The organism is Methylobacterium sp. Leaf361 (assembly GCF_001424445.1).
In the GTDB taxonomy this organism is placed as follows: Bacteria; Pseudomonadota; Alphaproteobacteria; order Rhizobiales; family Beijerinckiaceae; genus Methylobacterium.
In genome coordinates this window covers 262,873-280,507 of record NZ_LMPY01000023.1, presented here as the reverse complement: position 1 = coordinate 280,507, position 17,635 = coordinate 262,873, and the positions used below count along the sequence as shown (strand labels likewise).

15 protein-coding genes are annotated in these 17,635 nt (G+C 70.5%); 9 read left to right on the top strand and 6 right to left on the bottom strand.

Translation table 11 applies throughout. From position 1 onward, the window contains the following. Nucleotide 1: 1 nt before the first annotated feature. Together ASG32_RS17210 and ASG32_RS17205 are read right to left on the bottom strand one after the other, a co-directional pair. Nucleotides 2-877: a branched-chain amino acid ABC transporter permease gene (locus ASG32_RS17210; protein ID WP_056528459.1), complete on the bottom strand. Its 876-nt coding sequence runs from the start codon at nucleotides 875-877 to the stop codon at nucleotides 2-4. Between the two features lie 7 nt (nucleotides 878-884). Continuing rightward, nucleotides 885-2,144, bottom strand: a complete 1,260-nt coding sequence (locus tag ASG32_RS17205; RefSeq protein WP_056528456.1) for an ABC transporter substrate-binding protein — start codon at nucleotides 2,142-2,144, stop codon at nucleotides 885-887. Between the two features lie 119 nt (nucleotides 2,145-2,263). On the opposite strand from ASG32_RS17205, the gene ASG32_RS17200 reads away from it, so the two are divergent. From ASG32_RS17200 to ASG32_RS17180, 5 genes are all read left to right on the top strand, one after another. Beyond that, the gene (locus ASG32_RS17200) at nucleotides 2,264-2,977 is read left to right on the top strand and encodes a GntR family transcriptional regulator (RefSeq protein ID WP_056528453.1); all 714 of its coding nucleotides are present in this window, start codon (nucleotides 2,264-2,266) and stop codon (nucleotides 2,975-2,977) included. A gap of 2 nt (nucleotides 2,978-2,979) precedes the next feature. Further along, on the top strand, nucleotides 2,980-3,747 hold the full coding sequence (locus tag ASG32_RS17195; protein WP_056528451.1) for an SDR family oxidoreductase: 768 nt from the start codon (nucleotides 2,980-2,982) through the stop codon (nucleotides 3,745-3,747). 156 nt (nucleotides 3,748-3,903) lie between these two features. Beyond that, nucleotides 3,904-5,709 carry an IlvD/Edd family dehydratase gene (locus ASG32_RS17190; RefSeq protein ID WP_056528448.1) on the top strand — a complete coding sequence of 602 codons (1,806 nt, stop codon included), beginning with the start codon at nucleotides 3,904-3,906 and terminating at the stop codon, nucleotides 5,707-5,709. Nucleotides 5,710-5,917: 208 nt separating this feature from the next. Then, nucleotides 5,918-8,905 carry an FAD-binding and (Fe-S)-binding domain-containing protein gene (locus tag ASG32_RS17185; RefSeq protein WP_056528445.1) on the top strand — a complete coding sequence of 996 codons (2,988 nt, stop codon included), beginning with the start codon at nucleotides 5,918-5,920 and terminating at the stop codon, nucleotides 8,903-8,905. A gap of 21 nt (nucleotides 8,906-8,926) precedes the next feature. Then, a complete protein-coding gene (locus tag ASG32_RS17180; protein ID WP_056528442.1) occupies nucleotides 8,927-9,607 on the top strand; it encodes a GntR family transcriptional regulator in 681 nt (226 codons plus the stop codon). A gap of 29 nt (nucleotides 9,608-9,636) precedes the next feature. Here the strand turns inward: ASG32_RS17180 and ASG32_RS17175 are convergent, their stop codons facing one another. Both ASG32_RS17175 and ASG32_RS17170 read right to left on the bottom strand, forming a co-directional pair. Next, a complete protein-coding gene (locus ASG32_RS17175) occupies nucleotides 9,637-10,566 on the bottom strand; it encodes a class I SAM-dependent methyltransferase (RefSeq protein WP_056528439.1) in 930 nt (309 codons plus the stop codon). Between the two features lie 181 nt (nucleotides 10,567-10,747). Further along, entirely contained in the window at nucleotides 10,748-11,401 is a 654-nt protein-coding gene (locus ASG32_RS17170) for a GntR family transcriptional regulator (RefSeq protein WP_056528436.1), read from the bottom strand. Nucleotides 11,402-11,594: 193 nt separating this feature from the next. Between ASG32_RS17170 and dctP the strand changes: the two genes are divergently transcribed. From dctP to ASG32_RS17150, 4 genes are all read left to right on the top strand, one after another. Beyond that, complete coding sequence (gene dctP, locus ASG32_RS17165) at nucleotides 11,595-12,617, top strand: TRAP transporter substrate-binding protein DctP (RefSeq protein WP_020091898.1); 1,023 nt, start codon at nucleotides 11,595-11,597, stop codon at nucleotides 12,615-12,617. Beyond that, nucleotides 12,614-13,306 (top strand): TRAP transporter small permease, encoded by a 693-nt coding sequence (locus ASG32_RS17160; protein ID WP_056528433.1) that lies wholly within the window; start codon nucleotides 12,614-12,616, stop codon nucleotides 13,304-13,306. Before dctP ends, ASG32_RS17160 begins: the two co-directional genes overlap by 4 nt. Beyond that, nucleotides 13,303-14,655 (top strand): TRAP transporter large permease, encoded by a 1,353-nt coding sequence (locus ASG32_RS17155; RefSeq protein ID WP_020091896.1) that lies wholly within the window; start codon nucleotides 13,303-13,305, stop codon nucleotides 14,653-14,655. Before ASG32_RS17160 ends, ASG32_RS17155 begins: the two co-directional genes overlap by 4 nt. Before the next feature lie 196 nt (nucleotides 14,656-14,851). Continuing rightward, the gene (locus ASG32_RS17150) at nucleotides 14,852-15,319 is read left to right on the top strand and encodes a YbaK/EbsC family protein (protein ID WP_056528430.1); all 468 of its coding nucleotides are present in this window, start codon (nucleotides 14,852-14,854) and stop codon (nucleotides 15,317-15,319) included. A gap of 254 nt (nucleotides 15,320-15,573) precedes the next feature. Here ASG32_RS17150 and ASG32_RS17145 read toward each other — a convergent pair whose 3' ends face one another. Both ASG32_RS17145 and ASG32_RS17140 read right to left on the bottom strand, forming a co-directional pair. Continuing rightward, nucleotides 15,574-16,386 (bottom strand): enoyl-CoA hydratase/isomerase family protein, encoded by an 813-nt coding sequence (locus ASG32_RS17145; RefSeq protein WP_056528427.1) that lies wholly within the window; start codon nucleotides 16,384-16,386, stop codon nucleotides 15,574-15,576. A gap of 24 nt (nucleotides 16,387-16,410) precedes the next feature. Then, nucleotides 16,411-17,631 carry a CoA transferase gene (locus tag ASG32_RS17140; protein WP_056528425.1) on the bottom strand — a complete coding sequence of 407 codons (1,221 nt, stop codon included), beginning with the start codon at nucleotides 17,629-17,631 and terminating at the stop codon, nucleotides 16,411-16,413. Nucleotides 17,632-17,635: the final 4 nt, after the last annotated feature.

Sequence of the window (17,635 nt, the reverse complement as noted above, 5' to 3'; positions counted from 1 at the left end):
CTCACTCGAACCGGGCGATGTGCTCGCCGAACAGGCCGCGCGGGCGCAGCAGCAGGACGAGCACCATGAGGGCGTAGACGGCGGCCTCGGTGGCCGGCGGGTAGGCGTAGGCGGTGAGGCCCCGGACCACGCCGACGATCAGCGCGGCGAGCACCACGCCCCAGAAGGAGCCGAGACCGCCGATCACCACGACCACGAAGGCGAAGGTCAGGATCTCGGCGCCCATGGCGGGCTGCACGCCCGTGACCGGCGCCATCATGGTCCCGGCCAGCGCCGCGAGCCCGACCGCGATCGTCACCACGGCGGTCATGTACGGCCGGAGCGAGATGCCGAGCGCCGCGACCATGTCGGGGTTCTGCACGCCCGCCCGGACCACCCGCCCGAAGCTGGTGCGGGTCAGGAGCAGCCACAGGCCGGCGACGCAGGCGAGGGCCACGACGAGGATCGAGAGCCGGTAGCGCGAGTAGATCAGGTCGCCGATGAAGACCTGCCCGCGCAGCCACAGCGGGATCCCGAAGGGCACCGGCGCGGCCCCGAAGGCCATGCGCAGCGCCTGCTCCGCCACCATCGCGAGCCCGAAGGTGAGGAGCAGGCCGAGCGTCGGGTCGCCGCGGTAGAAGCGCCGGAGCAGGAACCGCTCGATCAGGAGGCCGAGCACCGCCACCGCGAGCGGCGAGGCGATGAGGGCGCCGCCGAAGCCGATGGTCGGCGTCAGCAGCACGGTCATGTAGGCGCCGATCGCGTAGAAGGCGCCGTGGGCGAGGTTCACGATCCCGCCGAGGCTGAAGATCAGCGACAGGCCCAGCGCGATCAGCAGGTACTGCACGCCGATCAGCAGGCCGTTGAGCACCTGCTCCAGGATGAAGACGAGCTGCATGGAAGCCTCACGCCGGGAAGGTGCAGGCGTTCTCGTCGCGGGTGGTGGCGAGCACTTCCAGGCTCTCGCCGGGACCGGGCAGCGGCCCGGTCGAGGTGAAGATGTCGTAGGGGTTCTTGACCTGGTCCGCCGGCAGGGCGGTGATCGCGAACATCTCCTGCATCAGCTCGTGGTCCCAGGGGCGGAAATAGCCCTCGCGGACCTTGGCGATGTCGAACTTCGCCCCCGATTCCAGGTGCTCCACGACCTTGATCGACTCGGTCGATTTGAGCTCGTTCATCGATTGCGCGACGATCTTCATCGCCGTGTAGTCGCCCCAGCCCTGGTTCTCCGGCGGCTTCTTGTACTTGGCCTTGAAGGCGGCGACGAACTTCTTCGCCGAGGGCGAATCGATCTGGTGATGCCAGATCACCGGCCACGTGCCGAGGAAGTTGCCGGGCCCGGCGCCCCAGGCGAGCGCCGTGTCGAAGCCGAAGCCGGCGACCGGGAACGGCAGGCCGAACTCGCTGTACTGTTTCAGGAAGTTGGTGATCTGCGCGCCCGCGAGGTTGCAGATCACGAGGTCCGGCTTGGCCTGACGGAGCTTGAGCAGGAACGGCGAGAAGTCGGTGAGCTCGGTCGGGATCAGATCCTCGCCGACGAGTGTGGCGTCGTTGGCGGCGAAGTACTTCTTGGCCTGCTTCAGGAGATCGTGGCCGAAGGCGTAGTCGGCGGTGAGCGCGTAGACCTTGCGGCCCTTGATCAGGCCCCGGTCGAGCAGTGCTCGGCCGCAGGCCCGCACCATCATGGTGTTCTGCGATTCGACGTGGAACATGAACCGCTTGCAGTCGGAGCCGCGCAGCGCGTCCGAGTTGGCGCCGGTGTTGATGAACAGGATCTTCTCGCGCTGGGCGACCTGGCTGATCGCCAGCGCCGAAGCGGAGTTGATCTCGCCGACGAGGCAGGCCACGCGGTCGCGCTGGACCATGCGCTCGGCCTTGGCCGAGGCGGTCTGCGGATTGACGCTGTCCTCCGACAGGAGCTCGACCTTCCGGCCCGCGATGCCGCCGGCGGCGTTGATCTCCTCGACCGCGAGCTGGGCCGCCTGCACGGCGAATTCGCCGAGCGGCCCGAGGAAGCCGGTCCGCGGCGTGAGGTGACCGATCCGGATCACCTCGGACTGTCCCTGGGAGAGCGCCGGGCTCGCGAGGGCCGGCGCAAGGAGCGCCGCGCCGCCGGCGCGCAGGAAGCTGCGGCGAGAAAGGGAATTCCCGTACCGGTCCGTCATCGTTCCGCTCCCGTGCGTGTCCTCCAGCCGGGTTGTTGTGGCGGGCTCTGACGGCCCTCACCCGAACTGTGATCACAGATCACTAGCGCGATAGTGCCGGATCCGTCTAGTGTCGGCATATGAATTCCACTTTGGCCCTCGCCGACCTGCCCCAGCTCGCGCGGCGGACCCTGTCGGACACCGTCTACGAGGCCCTGTCGGATCTCCTCGCCTCGGGGCGGCTGGCGCCGGGCGACCGGCTGTCCCTCCGGCAGAGCGCAGCGGCGCTCGGCGTCTCCGTCATGCCGGTGCGCGAGGCGGTGAGCCGGCTCGCGGCGGACGGCGTGCTGGAGGTGGCGCCGAATCGCGTGATCCGGGTGCCGGTCATGGGCGCGGCCGCGTTCCGGGCCCTGGTCGAGACCCGCATCGCGGTCGAGGGCATCGCGGTGGCGCGGGCGGCCGAGCGGCGGACGGCCGCCGAACTCGCGGCGATACGGAGGGCCGAGGCGGCCTTCCGGGCCGAGGCCGAGGCGGCGGAGCCCGACAGGGCGCGCGCCGTCCAGCTCAACCGCGACCTGCATTTCGCCATCTACGGTGCCTGCGGGCTGGCACCCCTGCAGGAGATCATCGCGCGGCTCTGGCTGAAGGCCGGCCCGGTGATCAACCTGGATCTGCGCGCCCACCCGGAGCGCCTGCTCCAGGGCTTCGCGCTCCGGCGGCACGCCGAGGCCGTGGCGGCCATCGAGATCCGGGACGGCGCGGCGGCCGCGGCCGCGATCGCCGCCGACATCCGGGAGGCCGCGGAGTTCATCTTGACCCGCGGCGGATTGCGGGACGTTCAGGGAGAGGATTGATCATGGATCTGGGGATTGCCGGCCTGCGGGTCCTGGTGACGGCGGGCGCTGCCGGGATCGGCCGCGAGATCGTCGACGCCTTCCTGGACGAAGGCGCGCGCGTCTTCGCCTGCGATATCGACACGGACGCCCTGGCCGCGCTGCCGGACACCGTCGGGCGCAGCCGGACCGACGTCGCCGACCGCGACGCCGTCGCCGCGATGATGGACCAGGCGGTCGAGTTCCTCGGCGGCCTCGACGTGCTCGTCAACAATGCCGGGATCGCCGGCCCGACCGGTCGGGTCGAGGAGATCGCGCCCGAGGAGTGGGATCGCTGCCTCACGGTCTGCCTGACCAGCCAGTTCAACTGCGCGCGGCTGGCTGTGCCGCACCTGCGCCAGAGCGCCAACGCCTCGATCGTCAATCTCTCCTCGGCCGCGGGCAAGTTCGGCTTCGCGCTGCGCAGCCCCTACGCGGCCGCCAAGTGGGGGGTGATCGGCTTCACCAAGTCCCTGGCGATCGAGCTCGGCGGCGCGGGGATCCGGGTGAACGCGATCCTGCCGGGCCTCGTCGCCGGGGATCGCCAGCGCCGGGTGCTCGAATCGAAGGCCCAGCAGCAGGGCACGAGCTTCGCCGACATGGAGGCGCGGGCGTTCTCGTTCGTGTCGGTGAAGGAGTACGTCACGGCGCGGCAGCTCGCCGACCAGATCCTGCTGCTCTGCTCGCCGCGTGGCCGGACGATCTCGGGGCAGGCCATCTCCATCGACGGTGACACGCGGATGCTGTCCTGAAATCAGTTCAGGCCCGACGATGCTGCGGCAGATGAATTGCCGGCGTATTGCACTATCGAGTTCGGGGCGCCGCGATCGTGGTCGCGATGCCCACGGCGTCAGCGGAAGACGGAAGCCGGGCCGCCAGCGCCGGCCCCAGGATGCGAGGAAGCGACCATGAGCGACAAACGCCGGATCACGCCCGCCGACCTGCGCTCGAAGGCCTGGTTCGACAACCCGCACAACCCGGGCATGACCGCCCTCTACCTGGAGCGCTACCTCAATTACGGCCTCACGCCGGAGGAGCTGCGGTCGGGCAAGCCCCTGATCGGCATCGCCCAGACGGGTTCCGACCTGTCGCCCTGCAACCGCCATCACGTCGAGCTCGCCAAGCGGGTGCGGGACGGCATCACGGCGGCCGGCGGCGTCGCCTTCGAGTTCCCCTGCCACCCGATCCAGGAGACCGGGAAGCGGCCGACCGCGTCGCTCGACCGGAACCTCGCCTACCTGTCCCTGGTCGAGGTGCTGTACGGCTACCCGCTCGACGGCGTCGTGCTGCTGACCGGTTGCGACAAGACCATGCCGGCCTGTCTGATGGCGGCGGCCACGGTCAACATCCCGGCGATCTCGCTGAACGTCGGACCGATGCTCAACGGTTACTTCCAGAAGGAGCTGACCGGGTCCGGCACGATCGTCTGGAAGACGCGCGAGCGGCATGCCGCCGGCGACATCGACTTCCAGCAGTTCATGGACATCGTCGGGTCGTCGGCACCGTCCACGGGCCATTGCAACACGATGGGCACGGCCTCGACGATGAACGCCCTCGCCGAGGCGCTCGGCCTCGCGCTGCCCGGCTCGGCGGCGATCCCGGCGCCCTACCGCGAGCGCGGCCAGGCGGCCTACGCCACCGGCCAGCGGATCGTCGAGATGGTCTGGGAGGACCTCAAGCCCTCCGACATCCTGACTCGCGAGTCCTTCGAGAACGCGATCGTGGCCAACGCCGCGATCGGCGGTTCGACCAACGCGCCGATCCACATCAACGCCATCGCCAAGCATATCGGCGTGCCGCTGAGCTGCGACGACTGGGAACGGGTCGGGTTCGAGATCCCGCTGCTCGTGGACATGCAGCCCGCCGGCCGCTGGCTCGGCGAGGAGTATTTCCGCGCGGGCGGCCTGCCGGCGGTCTTCGCCGAGCTGATCGAGGCCGGGAAGGTCCACGAGGGTGCCCTGACCTGCAACGGCCGGACCGTCGGCGAGAACTACCGCGGGCGGCACAGCTGGAACCGCGACGTGATCCGCGCCTACGGCGAGCCGCTGATGGAGCGCGCCGGCTTCCTCAATCTCAAGGGGAGCCTGTTCGATTCCGCGATCATGAAGACCTGCGTGATCTCGGAGGAATTCGCCGCCCGCTACCTGCGCAATCCGAACGATCCGATGGCCTTCGAGGGGCGGGTGATCGTGTTCGACGGTCCCGAGGACTACCACACGCGGATCGACGACCCGGCGCTCGACATCGACGAGAACACGATCCTGATCATGCGCGGGGCCGGTCCGATCGGCTATCCCGGCGCCGCCGAGGTGGTGAATATGCAGCCGCCCGGCGCCCTGATCCGGCGCGGCGTCACCTCGCTGCCCTGCATCGGCGACGGCCGGCAATCCGGCACCTCCGGCACGCCCGCCATCCTGAACGCGTCTCCCGAGGCGGCCGCGGGCGGCGGGCTGGCCCTGTTGCAGAGCGGCGACCGCATCCGGATCGACCTCAACCGCCGGAGCGCCGACATCCTGCTCCCGGCCGAGGAGATCGCGCGCCGGCGCGCGGATCTGGCGGCGCGCGGCGGATATCCCTACCCGGCGACGCAGACGCCCTGGCAGGAGATCTACCGCGATCAGGTCGACCAGCTCGACCAGGGCATGGTGCTGAAGGGCGCGGTGAAGTTCCAGAAGGTCGCGCAGGCCTCCGGGGTGCCGCGGGACAACCACTGAGGCCGTTACCGGAACCCCCCCGACGGGCGGACGCGGGGCTGCGACGGCCCGCACGCCGGGCGAGGTTCGTGGCAGCCCGCGAGGCCGACCGCGGAACCGGGCCCCGGCAGCCCGTCACCAGCGTGACACCGCGGCCGATTTGCGCCGCAGTGAATTTTGAATACATTTCCCCGCGGGTGGGCGCGTCCCATCTCGGGAGGGATCGATCGTGACGGAAGCGAGGGCGGATGCCCCGGCGCCGCGTGCAGCGGCGCGCCTCGAGGCCGGTTTGCCGCGCCGGCTGGCGGAGCAACTCCAGGGTGAGGCGCGCTTCGACGCCTTCACGCGCGGACGCTACAGCACCGATGCGTCGATCTACCAGATCATGCCCGCCGGCGTGGTGCTGCCGCGCTCCGCCGCCGACATCGCCGCGACCCTGCGCATCGCCGCCGAGCACGGCGCCCCGGTAATCCTGCGTGGCGGCGGCACCTCGCAGAACGGCCAGCCGATCGGGTCCGGCCTCGTCGTCGACTGCTCGCGGTACTTCAACGGCGTCCTGGCCTACGACGCGGAGGCCGGCACGATCACCGTCGAGCCCGGCATGGTGCTGGAGCGCCTGAACACCCGGGTGAAGGCCGACGGCTGGTTCTTCCCGGTCGAGCCCTCGACGGCGACCCGCTGCACCATCGGCGGCATGGCGGGCAACAATTCCTGCGGGGCCCGCTCCCTGCGCTACGGCAAGATGAGCGACAACGTCCTCGCGATCGAGGCGCTGCTCCACGACGGCGAGGCCTTCGGCTTCGGCCTGACCGGAAACGCGCATCCGGGCGTGAACGGGTCGGATCGGGCCGCGGCGCTCGCCGCGCGGATGCGCGGCCTCGCCGAGGACCACCGCGCCGAGATCGAGGCGCACTACCCGAAGGTTCAGCGCCGCGTGGGCGGCTACAACCTCGATTCGCTGATCGAGGCCCAGCCGAACCTCGCGCACCTGCTCGTCGGGTCCGAGGGCACGCTGGCCGCGACCACCGCGGTGACGCTGAAGCTCTCGCGCCTGCCGACACACCGCGTGATGGGCGTGTGCCACTTCCCGTCCTTCCGGGCGGCCATGGAGACGACGCGGCACATCGTCGGCCTGGACCCGGTGGCGGTCGAGCTGGTCGACAACAACGTCCTCGTGCTCGGTGCCGATATCCCGCTGTTCCGCACGACGCTCGCCGACATCACCAAGGGCAAGCCGAACTGCCTTCTGCTGACGGAGTTCGCCGGCGACGACCTCGCGTCGCTCCGGCGCGACCTGAAGCGCCTCGACGCCTGCATGGCCGATCACGGCTTCCCGGACGCCGTCGTGGAGGTCGTCGAGCCCGCGCGCCAGAAATCCGTCTGGGAGGTGCGCGAGGCCTGCCTCAACATCATGATGTCGATGAAGGGCGACGCGAAGCCGGTCTCGTTCATCGAGGATTGCGCCGTCCCGCTGGAGCACCTCGCCGACTACACCGACGCGGTGACGGAGGTCTTCACCAAGAACGGCACCCGCGGCACGTGGTATGCCCACGCGTCTGTCGGCTGCCTGCATGTCCGCCCGATCCTCGACATGAAGGAGGCCGGTGACGTCCGGCGGATGCGGGCGATCGCGGAGGAGACCTCCGAGCTGGTGCGCCGCTACAAGGGCTCGTATTCCGGCGAGCACGGCGACGGCCTCTCACGCTCGGAATTCGTCGAGCCGCTGTTCGGCGCGACGCTCACCCGCGCCTTCGAGACCGTGAAGGACGCGTTCGACCCGGACAACCGGCTCAACCCCGGCAAGATCGTGCGGGCGCCGAAGTTCGACGATCGCAGCCTGTTCCGGTTCAAGCCGGACTACGTCGTGTCGGCGCCGATGAAGACCGCCCTCGACTGGTCGGACTGGGGCGGCTTCGGCTCCGCCGTCGAGATGTGCAACAACAACGGCACCTGCCGGAAGCTCGTCGGCGGCGCCATGTGCCCCTCCTTCCGGGCAACCCGGGAGGAGCAGCACCTGACCCGGGGCCGGGCCAATTCCCTGCGGCTCGCGATCTCGGGCCAGCTCGGCAAGGACGCCTTCACCAGCCCGGAGATGAAGCGCACCCTCGATCTCTGCGTCTCCTGCAAGGCCTGCCGCCGCGAGTGCCCGACCGGCGTCGACATGGCCAAGATGAAGATCGAGTTCCTGCACCATTACCACGCCCGCCACGGGCTGCCCCTGCGGGAGCGCCTCATCGCGACGATGCCGCTCTACGCCGGGGCCGCCGCGCGGCTGGCGCCGCTCCTCAACCTGCGGGACCGGTACCCGGCCCTCGCCGCCCTCTCGGAACGCGTCGCCGGCCTCTCGGCCAGGCGCTCGCTGCCGCGCTGGCGCCGGCCCTGGAGCGAGCAGGGCGAGCCCGCCCACGCGCAGGACGTCGCGGGTGATTTCCGCGACGTGATCCTGTTCGGCGACACCTTCAACCGGGCCTTCGAGCGGGAGAATCTCGAGGCGGCCGAGCGGGTGCTTCAGGCGGCCGGCTACCGGCTGCACCGGGTCTACCCGTCGCGCGGGCGGCGCCCCCTCTGCTGCGGCCGGACCTGGCTCTCCGCCGGCCAGACCGACCGGGCGCGCCAGGAGGCGCGCCGCACCCTCGACGCGCTGCTGCCGTTCCTGCGCGCTGGGGCACGGGTTGTCGGCCTTGAGCCGTCCTGCCTGCTCACCTTCCGGGACGAGTTCGCGGTGCTCCTGCCCGGCGAAGAGGCCGCGCTGCTGGCCAAACAGTCGTTCCTCTTCGAGGAGCTCCTGGCCGCCGACCTGACGGCCGGACGCATCGCGCTGCCCTTGGCCGACCAGGGCGGCCGGGTCGCGCACCTGCACGGCCACTGCCATCAGAAATCCTTCGGCGTCATGGGCTCGGTCGAGACGGTGCTCCGGTCGGTGCCGGGGCTCGACCTGCGGGTCATCGAGTCGAGCTGCTGCGGGATGGCGGGCGCCTTCGGCTACCGGCCGGAATCCATCGAGACGTCCTTCGCCATGGCGGAGCTGTCGCTGTTCCCGGCGCTGCGCGCCGCAGGGCCCGACGACCTCGTGGTGGCCGACGGGACGAGCTGCCGTCACCAGATCCACGACGGGCTGGGTCTCCAGGCGGAACATGTGGCCCGCGTGCTGGATCGGGCCCTCGTGCCTCGACACTCCATTGCCGGGCACCTACACATAGACCACAGGTCGCACTGACCTGACGTGTGTCGGGGGACCATGAACAAAATCGAGCCCGGGATCGGCATCAGCCGCCGCTACCTCCACGACGAGGTCGCCGAGCGCATGCGCGAACTGATCCGGTCCGGCGAGATGGAGCCGAAGGCGCGGATCAACGAGAGCGAGCTGACCGAGCGCTTCGGGATCTCGCGGACGCCGCTCCGCGAGGCGATCAAGATCCTTGCGACGGAGGGACTGCTCGAACTGCTCCCGAACCGCGGGGCGCGCGTCGCCAGCATCTCGGACGGCGAACTCGAGGAGATGATGGAGGTGATCGCCGGCCTCGAGGCGACGGCCGGTGACCTCGCCTGCCGCACGATCACCGACGCCGACATCGACGCCCTGGTGGTCGACCACGACGCGATGGTCGAGGCCTGGAAGTCGGGCGACGAGGCCGGTTACTTCAGCCACAACCGGCGCATCCACGAGGGGATCATGGCGGCAAGCCGCAACACGATCCTCGCCAACATCTACGAGAGCCTGTCCGGCCGGATCCAGCGCTCGCGCTACTCCGCCCACCAGACCCCCGAGCAGTGGGCCCGCGCCGTCTCCGAGCACGAGCGCATGATCGCGCTGCTGCGCGCTCGGGACGGTGCGGCGCTGGCCGTCCTGATGCGCGAGCATATCCGCGGGAAGAAGTCGGTGATCGCCGCCAATTACGGTGCGGCGGAGACCACCTGAGCCTCAGCCGCGATAGACCGCGCCCGCGATCAGCCGGGCGTCCCGGTCATCTCGAACCAGAACGACGCGCCCGGCGTGCGCGAATCGTTCGCGTAGAGGAACGGGATGTCGGGGCCGGTGCCGCGGGCGGCGAAGACCGTCTTGACCCGGGCGCTCATCGCCGGGTCCTGGCAGATATACATCACCGGCACGGTCACCCGGAACGGCGGCGCGCCGCACAGCAGCATCGCCGCCAGAAGGTACTGCTCGTTGTACAATCGGCAGTTCCAGGCGGACGGGTAGTCGTCCGGGATGAAGATGTCGTGGATCTGCACGATCACGCCCGGTGCGAGGCGCGGCATCACCTCGAAGAAGAACACCGTCACATCCGAATTCGCGAAGGAGCGGTGCGAACCGTCGAAGAAGAGGATGTCGCCCGCCTTCAGTTCCTCGAAGATCTTCAGATCACAGGATTCGAGCGGGCTGCGCACGGTCCAGTCGCAGAGCGCGTCGATCTCGCGGCGGGGCATCGGATCGATCGAGGTGATCCGCGTCGGAAGGTTCAGGGTGTCGATCGCGTGCCGCGCGAAGCAGGTCGAGCAGCCCGAGCCGATCTCGAAGAACCGAGACGGGCGCTTCCAGGCCAGCATGGTCATCAGCGCGGCGCCGTCGAGGGCGGTGAACCACGTGTTGTTCCAGTGGGGTATCGCCCCGCCGGTCACGGGCGCGTCGTGCGGGACGCTGTGCAGCAGGTCCGCCCGCGCCTCGAGTTCCGTCAGGAAGCTGTCGTAGGCCGCGTGCGACCGGGCGAGCACCGCCTTGAGCTGGCCGTGCGGCGCCCGGCCCGGCGACCAGCGCGCGGACGGCACGACGGGATAGTAGTCGTGGACCGTGTGGCTCCAGCGGAACGCTTCCCGGCTGGCCCGGAAGATATCCACCCCCGCGCGACGGCCCGCGCTCCTGACGACGTCCTTCAGCATGATCGATCCCCGGCTCCGGATCGACAATGCCGGGACTGCAACTTATGGTCGAGTCGGGCGGAACACCTACGCAGTCCGACCTGCCGACAGGGTTAGGGCGCGATGAAGGGACGATCCCGGGCCGGGCCCGGATTCGGACAGACCGCCGACGCAATTATCGCGGGCGACGCACCCCCGCCGCTCAGGCGGCGCTCGGCGCCCGCAGGCCGGCCACGAGATCGGTGAACCGGTCGCCCTGGACGATCACGTGGCCCCGGAGGGCCTCCGCGGCGCCGGCCTCGTCGCCCGCGATGATCGCGGCGACGATCGCCTCGTGCTCGGCCAGCGATTGCGGCAGGCGTTGGCGCACGCGCAGCTGCAGCCGGCGATACGGGGCCAGGCGGCGATGGAGCGACAGCGCCTGCTCCGCCAGGAAGGCGTTCCGGCTCGCCCGGTACACCACCGTGTGGAACACGTAGTTCTCGGCGTAGTAGGCCTCGGTGTCCTCGGTGGTCAGGGCGGCGCGGCAGCCCTCCAGCGCGGCGCGCAGCGCGGCGGCGTCCTCGGGGACGAGGCGGCGCGCCGCGAGACGGCCGCAGGCCGCCTCGATCTCCGCCATCGTCTCGAACATGGCGAGCAGTAGGTGCGGCTCGGGCGCGCTGACGATCGCTCCCCGCCGGGGCTTCGTCTGCACCAGCCCGGTGACGGCGAGCTGCAGCAGCGCCTCTCGGATGGGCGTGCGCGAGACCCCGAAGCGGGCCGCGAGCTGGTTCTCGTCGAGTCGCGATCCCAAGGCGAGCTCGCCGGAGACGATCTCATCCTCGATTCGCTGCCGCAGCCGCTGCGCGTGGCTCATGCCGCCGTTCCCTCCCCCGATGAACGGGTCGCGCGCCGCCCCGCCCTTGAGGCCGGCGGATGTTCGGCGCGCGCGAACATTATGCTGGAGCATTGACAAAATATACAAGCCGGTTTTCCATGCATACAACGAGGCGTCGCACTATTGCAGCGCACAAAATGACGCCGCGTTGTTTGCGGTGCGGGGGAGCTCCATGACGCCAACTCGTCGATCGCTGATCGCGGCCACGCTCGCGGCACCGGCCATCCTGCGGTTCGGCCTGAACAGCGCGCAGGCGGCCACGACGCTGAAGCTGTCCCACCAGTTCCCCGGCGGCACGATCGACGAGGGCGATTTCCGCGACCGCATGTGCCGGAAGTTCGCCAAGATGGTCGGCGAGCGCTCGAAGGGCGCCCTGGACGTCCAGGTCTACCCGGGCTCCTCGCTGATGAAGACGAACGCCCAGTTCGGCGCCATGCGCAAGGGCGCGCTCGACATGTCGCTCTACCCGAGCCCCTACGCGGGCGGCGAGATTCCGGAACTCAATATCGGCCTGATGCCCGCCCTGGTGACGTCCTACGCGCAGGCCGTGGCGTGGAAGGCGGCCCCGGTCGGCCGCAAGCTCACCGAGATCCTGGACGCGAAGGGGATCATCCTGGTCTCCTGGGTCTGGCAGGCCGGCGGCGTCGCGAGCCGGGAGCGCGCCCTCGTGGCGCCGGCCGACGCCAAGGGGATGAAGGTCCGCGGCGGCTCGCGCGAGATGGACATGATGATGAAGGAGGCCGGCGCGGCCACCCTCTCGATCCCGTCGAACGAGTCCTACGCGGCGATGCAGACCGGCGCCTGCGACGCGGTAATCACCTCCTCCACCAGCCTGATCTCCTTCCGCCTGGAGGAGCTGTCCAAGGCGCTGACCTCGGGGCGCGAGCGCTCCTACTGGTTCATGCTCGAGCCGATCATGATGTCCAAGATCGTGTTCTCGGGCCTGCCGAAGGAGCAGCAGGACCTGATCATGGCGGTCGGCACGGAGCTCGAGGCCTTCGGCCAGGCCGGCGCGAAGGAGGACGACACCCGCGTCGAGGAGATCTTCGCGAAGGCCGGCGCCAAGGTCGTCCAGGTCGACGAGAAGTCCCTCGGCCAGTGGCGTGATCTCGCCCGCAGCACGGCCTGGAAGGACTACGCCGCCAAGAACGCGAACTGCGCGGAACTGCTGAAGCTCGCGGAGCAGGTCGCGTGAGCCACGGCTTCGACGCGGCCACGGCCGCTCCGGAGGCGCGCGGGGCCGAGGAACCGCGCCTTCCGGGCCTCCTCGGCACCTTCGATCGGGGCATGCGCCTCCTGAACAAGGTGATCCTGGCCGTCGGCGGCCTCTGCCTGGTGGCAGCCTGCCTCGTCCTGACCCACAGCGTCGTCGTCCGCTACCTCCTGAAGGAGCCGACGGAGTGGCAGGACGAGATGGCGGTGTACCTCATCATCGGGGCCACCTTCCTGTCGGCGGCCGGCGTGCAGGCCAAGCGCGGGCACGTGGCGATCGAGGCCCTGACCGGCCTCCTCCCGCCGGCGGCGAACAGGGTCCGGCTCCTGCTGGCCGACGTCGTCAGCCTCGCCTTCTGCCTGTTCTTCGCGTGGAAGAGCTGGTCGCTCGATCACGAGGCCTGGGTCGACGGTCAGGTCTCGCAGTCGACCTGGGGACCGCCCCTCTGGATCCCCTACACGCTCATGTCCGTCGGCATGAGCCTGCTGTGCCTCCAGTTCGTCCTGCAGATCGCCGAGGCCCTCGCCTACGGGCCCCGGGCCGCCGGCTGGGCGCAGCCCAAGATCGGGCTCGGGGCCGACGTGAATCGCGACATGCACGGGGCGGCCGAGGTCGCGCCCCGGGGACCGGACCCGATGGGTCAGACCGTTTCCGCGAAGGTTGAACGATGAGCACGGCCGCGATCGGCTTCCTGTACGCGGGCGCGACCCTCGGGGCGATGCTCTCGGGCATCCCCATCGCCTTCGCGCTGGGCTTCGTGGCGCTCGCCTTCATGGTGGCGTTCATGCCCGGCGCCTCCCTCGATACGGTGGCGCAGAACGTCTACGAGGAGATGGCCTCCATCACCCTGCTGTCGATCCCGCTCTTCATCCTGAAGGGCGCGGCCATCGGGCGGTCCAAGGCGGGCCAGGATCTCTACACGGCCATGCACGCCTGGATGCACCGCATCCCGGGCGGCCTGGGCATCGCCAACGTCTTCGCCTGCGCGCTGTTCGCCGCCATGGCGGGCTCCAGCCCGGCCACCTGCTCGGCGATCGGCTCGGCCGGCATCCCGGAGATGCGCAAGCGCGGCTACTCGCCGGGCTTCGCGGCCGGGATCATCGCGGCGGGCGGCACGCTCGGCATCCTGCTGCCGCCCTCGATCACCATGATCCTGTACGCGGTGGCGGCCGAGCAGTCGCTCGGGCGCCTGTTCCTCGCGGGCATCGGGCCGGGGCTCCTGCTCGTGGGCCTGTTCGCCGCATGGTCGATGGTGCGCTTCCGCTCGGAATACGCCGCCGCGAAGGTGGCCCTGGAGCGCGGCGGGCCGGCCTCGCCGATCCTGGCGGACGAGCAGTACAGCATGGCGCAGCGCTTCTCGACGCTGCCGCGGGTCCTGCCCTTCGTGGTCCTGCTCACCGGCGTGATGGTCGCGCTCTACGGCGGCTACGCCACGCCGTCCGAGACCGCGGGCCTCGGCGGGCTGATGGCCCTGGCGCTGATCGCCGCGATCTACGGCGTCTGGCGCTTCCGCGACGTCACGCCGATCCTGACGGCGACGCTGCGGGAATCGACCATGCTGATGCTGATCATCGGCATGTCGCTGCTCTACGCCTACGTGATGAGCTACCTGCACATCTCGCAGTCGGCCGCCGCCGCGATCGTCGCGATGCAGCTGTCGCCGTGGGTGCTGCTGGTGACCATCCTGGCGCTGGTGATCGCGCTCGGCTTCTTCCTGCCGCCGGTCTCGATCATCCTGATGACGGCGCCGATCATCCTGCCGCCGCTCAAGGCCGCCGGCTTCGACCTCGTCTGGTTCGGCGTCGTGATGACCATCACCATGGAGATGGGCCTGATCCACCCGCCGGTGGGCCTCAACATCTTCGTCATCAAGAACATCGCCCCGGATATCCCGCTCTCGGACATCATCTGGGGCACCCTGCCCTTCGTGATCCTGATGGCGGTGGCGATCCTGATCCTGTGCCTCGTCCCGGGCATCGCGATGTGGCTGCCGGACCTGCTGCTGACGACGACGCGGTAGGTCGCAACACGCAGTGAGTCTGCCGGGCAGGCCCCTCTCCGCCGGGAGAGGGGCCTGTCGCGTGAGGGGACACGGTCGCGCGAGCGCCGCGTTCCGCGCAGCGGCGGCCCGCGTCGGCGCGCTGGCCGGCGCGACCGGAGCCGCCTATGGCAGCGCGCGCCCCGCCCCGCCCCGATCCCGAGCTTCGGACCGAACCATGAGCCTCGCCTCCGTGCGCGCCTTCTTCGCCGAGAAGGTGCCCGACATCGCGGTCATCGTGCTGGAGACCAGCACCGCGACCGTCGCCGAGGCGGCGGAGGGCCACGGCGTCGTCCCGGCCCAGATCGCCAAGACGCTCTCGATCCGGGTCGGCGATCAGGTCGCCCTGGTGGTGACGCGCGGCGACGCGCGGCTCGACAACCGGAAGGCCAAGGCCGCCTTCGGCGGCAAGGTGCGGATGCTCGACCTCGGCGAGGTCGAGGCGCTCACCGGCCATCCGGTGGGCGGCGTCTGCCCCTTCGGCCTGCTGACGCCGCTGCCGGTCTACTGCGACGTCTCCCTGCGGGCGTTCGACGAGGTGGTGCCGGCCGCCGGCAGCACCCACAGCTCGGTGCGGATCGCGCCGGCGCGGATGGCCGCGCTCACCGGCGCCGCCTGGGTCGATGTCTGCGCGCTGCCGGGCTGAGCGGCGCGGTCAGCGACGTTCCCGCTCCGCACGAGGCGCGGGTCCGCTCTCCCGTGCGGGAGAAGGACAGGGTGAGGGATCAGGTCTGTCCGGACGAGGCGCGCGCCGTCGACGCAGGATCGCGCGCTTGATGCTGAACGTTCTCGTCCCTCACCCCAACCCTCTCCCGCACGGGAGAGGGGGCATGGCGCCACTGTCTCGACACCGAAGACGCCTTCCCTCCGGACCGTCGCATCACGTGACAGGGTGCGGCCCTAGCGCCCGGTCCAGTTGGGCGGGCGCTTGCCGAGGAAGGCCTCCATGCCCTCGCGGAAATCCTGGCTCATGTAGCACATGAGGATCAGGTCATCGCCGGGATGCGGCGCGACCTCGGCGCCGGCCTCCTCCTCGGCGAGCCGCCGCAGCCCCTCCTTGGTCGCCTGCATGGTCAGCGGCGCGTGGTTGGCGAGGAGTTGCGCCAGCGTATCGACCCGCTCCGTGAGCGCGATCCGATCGTCGACCACCTCGCCCACGAGGCCGATGGCGAGCGCCTCCTCGGCGCCGACGAGGCGGGCGGTGAAGATGACATCCTTGACCCGCGCCGGGCCGATCAGGCCGGAGAGCCGCTTGAGGTTGCCCTGGCTCAGGCAGTTGCCGAGGGTGCGGGCGATCGGGAAGCCGAAGCGGGCGTCGCGCGTGGCGATGCGCAGGTCGCAGGCCGCCGCGATGGCCGCGCCGCCGCCCGTGCAGGCGCCGGCGATCGCCGCGATGGTCGGCACCCGCAGCCGCTCCAGGGAGCCCAGCACTTTGTCCATGAAGCGCTCGTAGCCCAGCGCGTCCTCGGCGGTGCTGAAGTCGCGGAACTGGGCGATGTCGGTCCCGGCCGCGAAGGCCTTGTCGCCCGCACCGGTGATGATCAGCGCCTTGACCGCGGGGTTCCCGGCGATCGCCTCGCAGCAAGTGATCAGGCCCTGATACATCGCGAAGGTCAGCGCGTTGCGCGCCTGCGGACGGTTCAGGACGATGCGGGCGATGCCGGCCTCGTCGGTGGTGAACAGCAACTCGTCGGTCGCGGGCTTGGCGGTCATGCGCGGCGTCTCCGGGTGGCGGCGTCAGGCCGCGGTCTCGCGGACCACGCCCCGCGCGATCAGCGCGTCGATCTCGGCCGGCGCGTAGCCGGCCTCCGCCAGGATCGCCCGGGAATGCTCGCCGAGCAACGGGGCCGGCCCGTGCACGCGTCCCGGCGTCTCGGAGAACTTCACCGGCAGGCCGAGCGTCTTCATGCGGCCGACCCGCGGGTGATCGACCTCGACCACCATCTCGCGGGCGAGGGTCTGCGGGTCCCGGTGCATCGCGTTCACGTCGAGGACCGGGCCGGCCGGGACGCCGCCGGCTTCCAGCCGGGCGAGCCAGTCGGCCGAGCCGTGGGCCCGGAAGATCGGCGCGAGGGTCGCGGCGAGCGCGTGCCGGTTGGCCATCCGGTCGCGGTTCAGCGCGAAGCGCGGGTCCTCGGCGAGGTCGTCGGCGCCGATGGCCTTGAGCAGGCGCAGCCAGTTGGTCTGGTTGGCCGCGCCGATCGTGATCCAGCCGTCGGCGGTCTCGAAGGCCTCGTAGGGGGCGTTCAGCGGATGGGCCGAGCCCATCGGCCCGGGCGCGATCCCGGTCGCCATGGCGATGGCCGACTGCCAGTAGGTGTGGGTGATGCCGGCCTCGAACAGCGACGTGTCGACCGCCTGGCCCCGGCCCGTGCGGAGCCGGTTCGCGTAGGCGGCGAGGATGCCCATGGCGGCCAGGATGCCCGCGGTGATGTCGGTGACTGGCGGCCCGCACTTCATCGGCGGCCGGCCGGGCCCCTCCCCGGTCACCGACATGAGGCCGCTCATCCCCTGCGCCACGAGGTCGAACCCGGCCCGGTCGGCGTAGGGACCGGTGCGGCCGAAGCCGGAGAGCGAGCAGTAGACCAGCTCCGGAAACTCGACCTTCAGGGTCTCGTACCCGATCCCGAGGCGCTCCATCGTGCCGCCGCGGTAGTTCTCGATCAGGGCGTCCGCGCCCTTCAGCAGGCGCCGCAGGACCGCGACGCCGTCCGGATCCTTCAGGTCGAGGCTGAGTCCGCGCTTGCCGCGGTTCATCATCATGTAGGCGGCGCTCTCGCCCTCGAGGGCGGGCGGGACGGTGCGACGGGTGTCGTCGCCCTCCCTCTTCTCGACCTTGATCACCTCCGCGCCCATGTCGGCGAGCATCAGCCCGCAGACCGGCCCGGCCATGATGTGGGCGAGCTCGATCACCCGCATCCCGGCGAGGGGACCCGACCGCTTCATCGTCTCCGCCATCGCG

Bases quoted from the DNA above. Each gene is read 5' to 3' on its own strand.
- ASG32_RS17210 (WP_056528459.1), bottom strand. From the start codon at position 877: ATGCAGCTCGTCTTCATCCTGGAGCAGGTGCTCAACGGCCTGCTGATC.
- ASG32_RS17205 (WP_056528456.1), bottom strand. From the start codon at position 2,144: ATGACGGACCGGTACGGGAATTCCCTTTCTCGCCGCAGCTTCCTGCGC.
- ASG32_RS17200 (WP_056528453.1), top strand. From the start codon at position 2,264: ATGAATTCCACTTTGGCCCTCGCCGACCTGCCCCAGCTCGCGCGGCGG.
- ASG32_RS17195 (WP_056528451.1), top strand. From the start codon at position 2,980: ATGGATCTGGGGATTGCCGGCCTGCGGGTCCTGGTGACGGCGGGCGCT.
- ASG32_RS17190 (WP_056528448.1), top strand. From the start codon at position 3,904: ATGAGCGACAAACGCCGGATCACGCCCGCCGACCTGCGCTCGAAGGCC.
- ASG32_RS17180 (WP_056528442.1), top strand. From the start codon at position 8,927: ATGAACAAAATCGAGCCCGGGATCGGCATCAGCCGCCGCTACCTCCAC.
- ASG32_RS17175 (WP_056528439.1), bottom strand. From the start codon at position 10,566: ATGCTGAAGGACGTCGTCAGGAGCGCGGGCCGTCGCGCGGGGGTGGAT.
- ASG32_RS17170 (WP_056528436.1), bottom strand. From the start codon at position 11,401: ATGAGCCACGCGCAGCGGCTGCGGCAGCGAATCGAGGATGAGATCGTC.
- dctP (WP_020091898.1), top strand. From the start codon at position 11,595: ATGACGCCAACTCGTCGATCGCTGATCGCGGCCACGCTCGCGGCACCG.
- ASG32_RS17155 (WP_020091896.1), top strand. From the start codon at position 13,303: ATGAGCACGGCCGCGATCGGCTTCCTGTACGCGGGCGCGACCCTCGGG.
- ASG32_RS17150 (WP_056528430.1), top strand. From the start codon at position 14,852: ATGAGCCTCGCCTCCGTGCGCGCCTTCTTCGCCGAGAAGGTGCCCGAC.
- ASG32_RS17145 (WP_056528427.1), bottom strand. From the start codon at position 16,386: ATGACCGCCAAGCCCGCGACCGACGAGTTGCTGTTCACCACCGACGAG.
- ASG32_RS17140 (WP_056528425.1), bottom strand. From the start codon at position 17,631: ATGGCGGAGACGATGAAGCGGTCGGGTCCCCTCGCCGGGATGCGGGTG.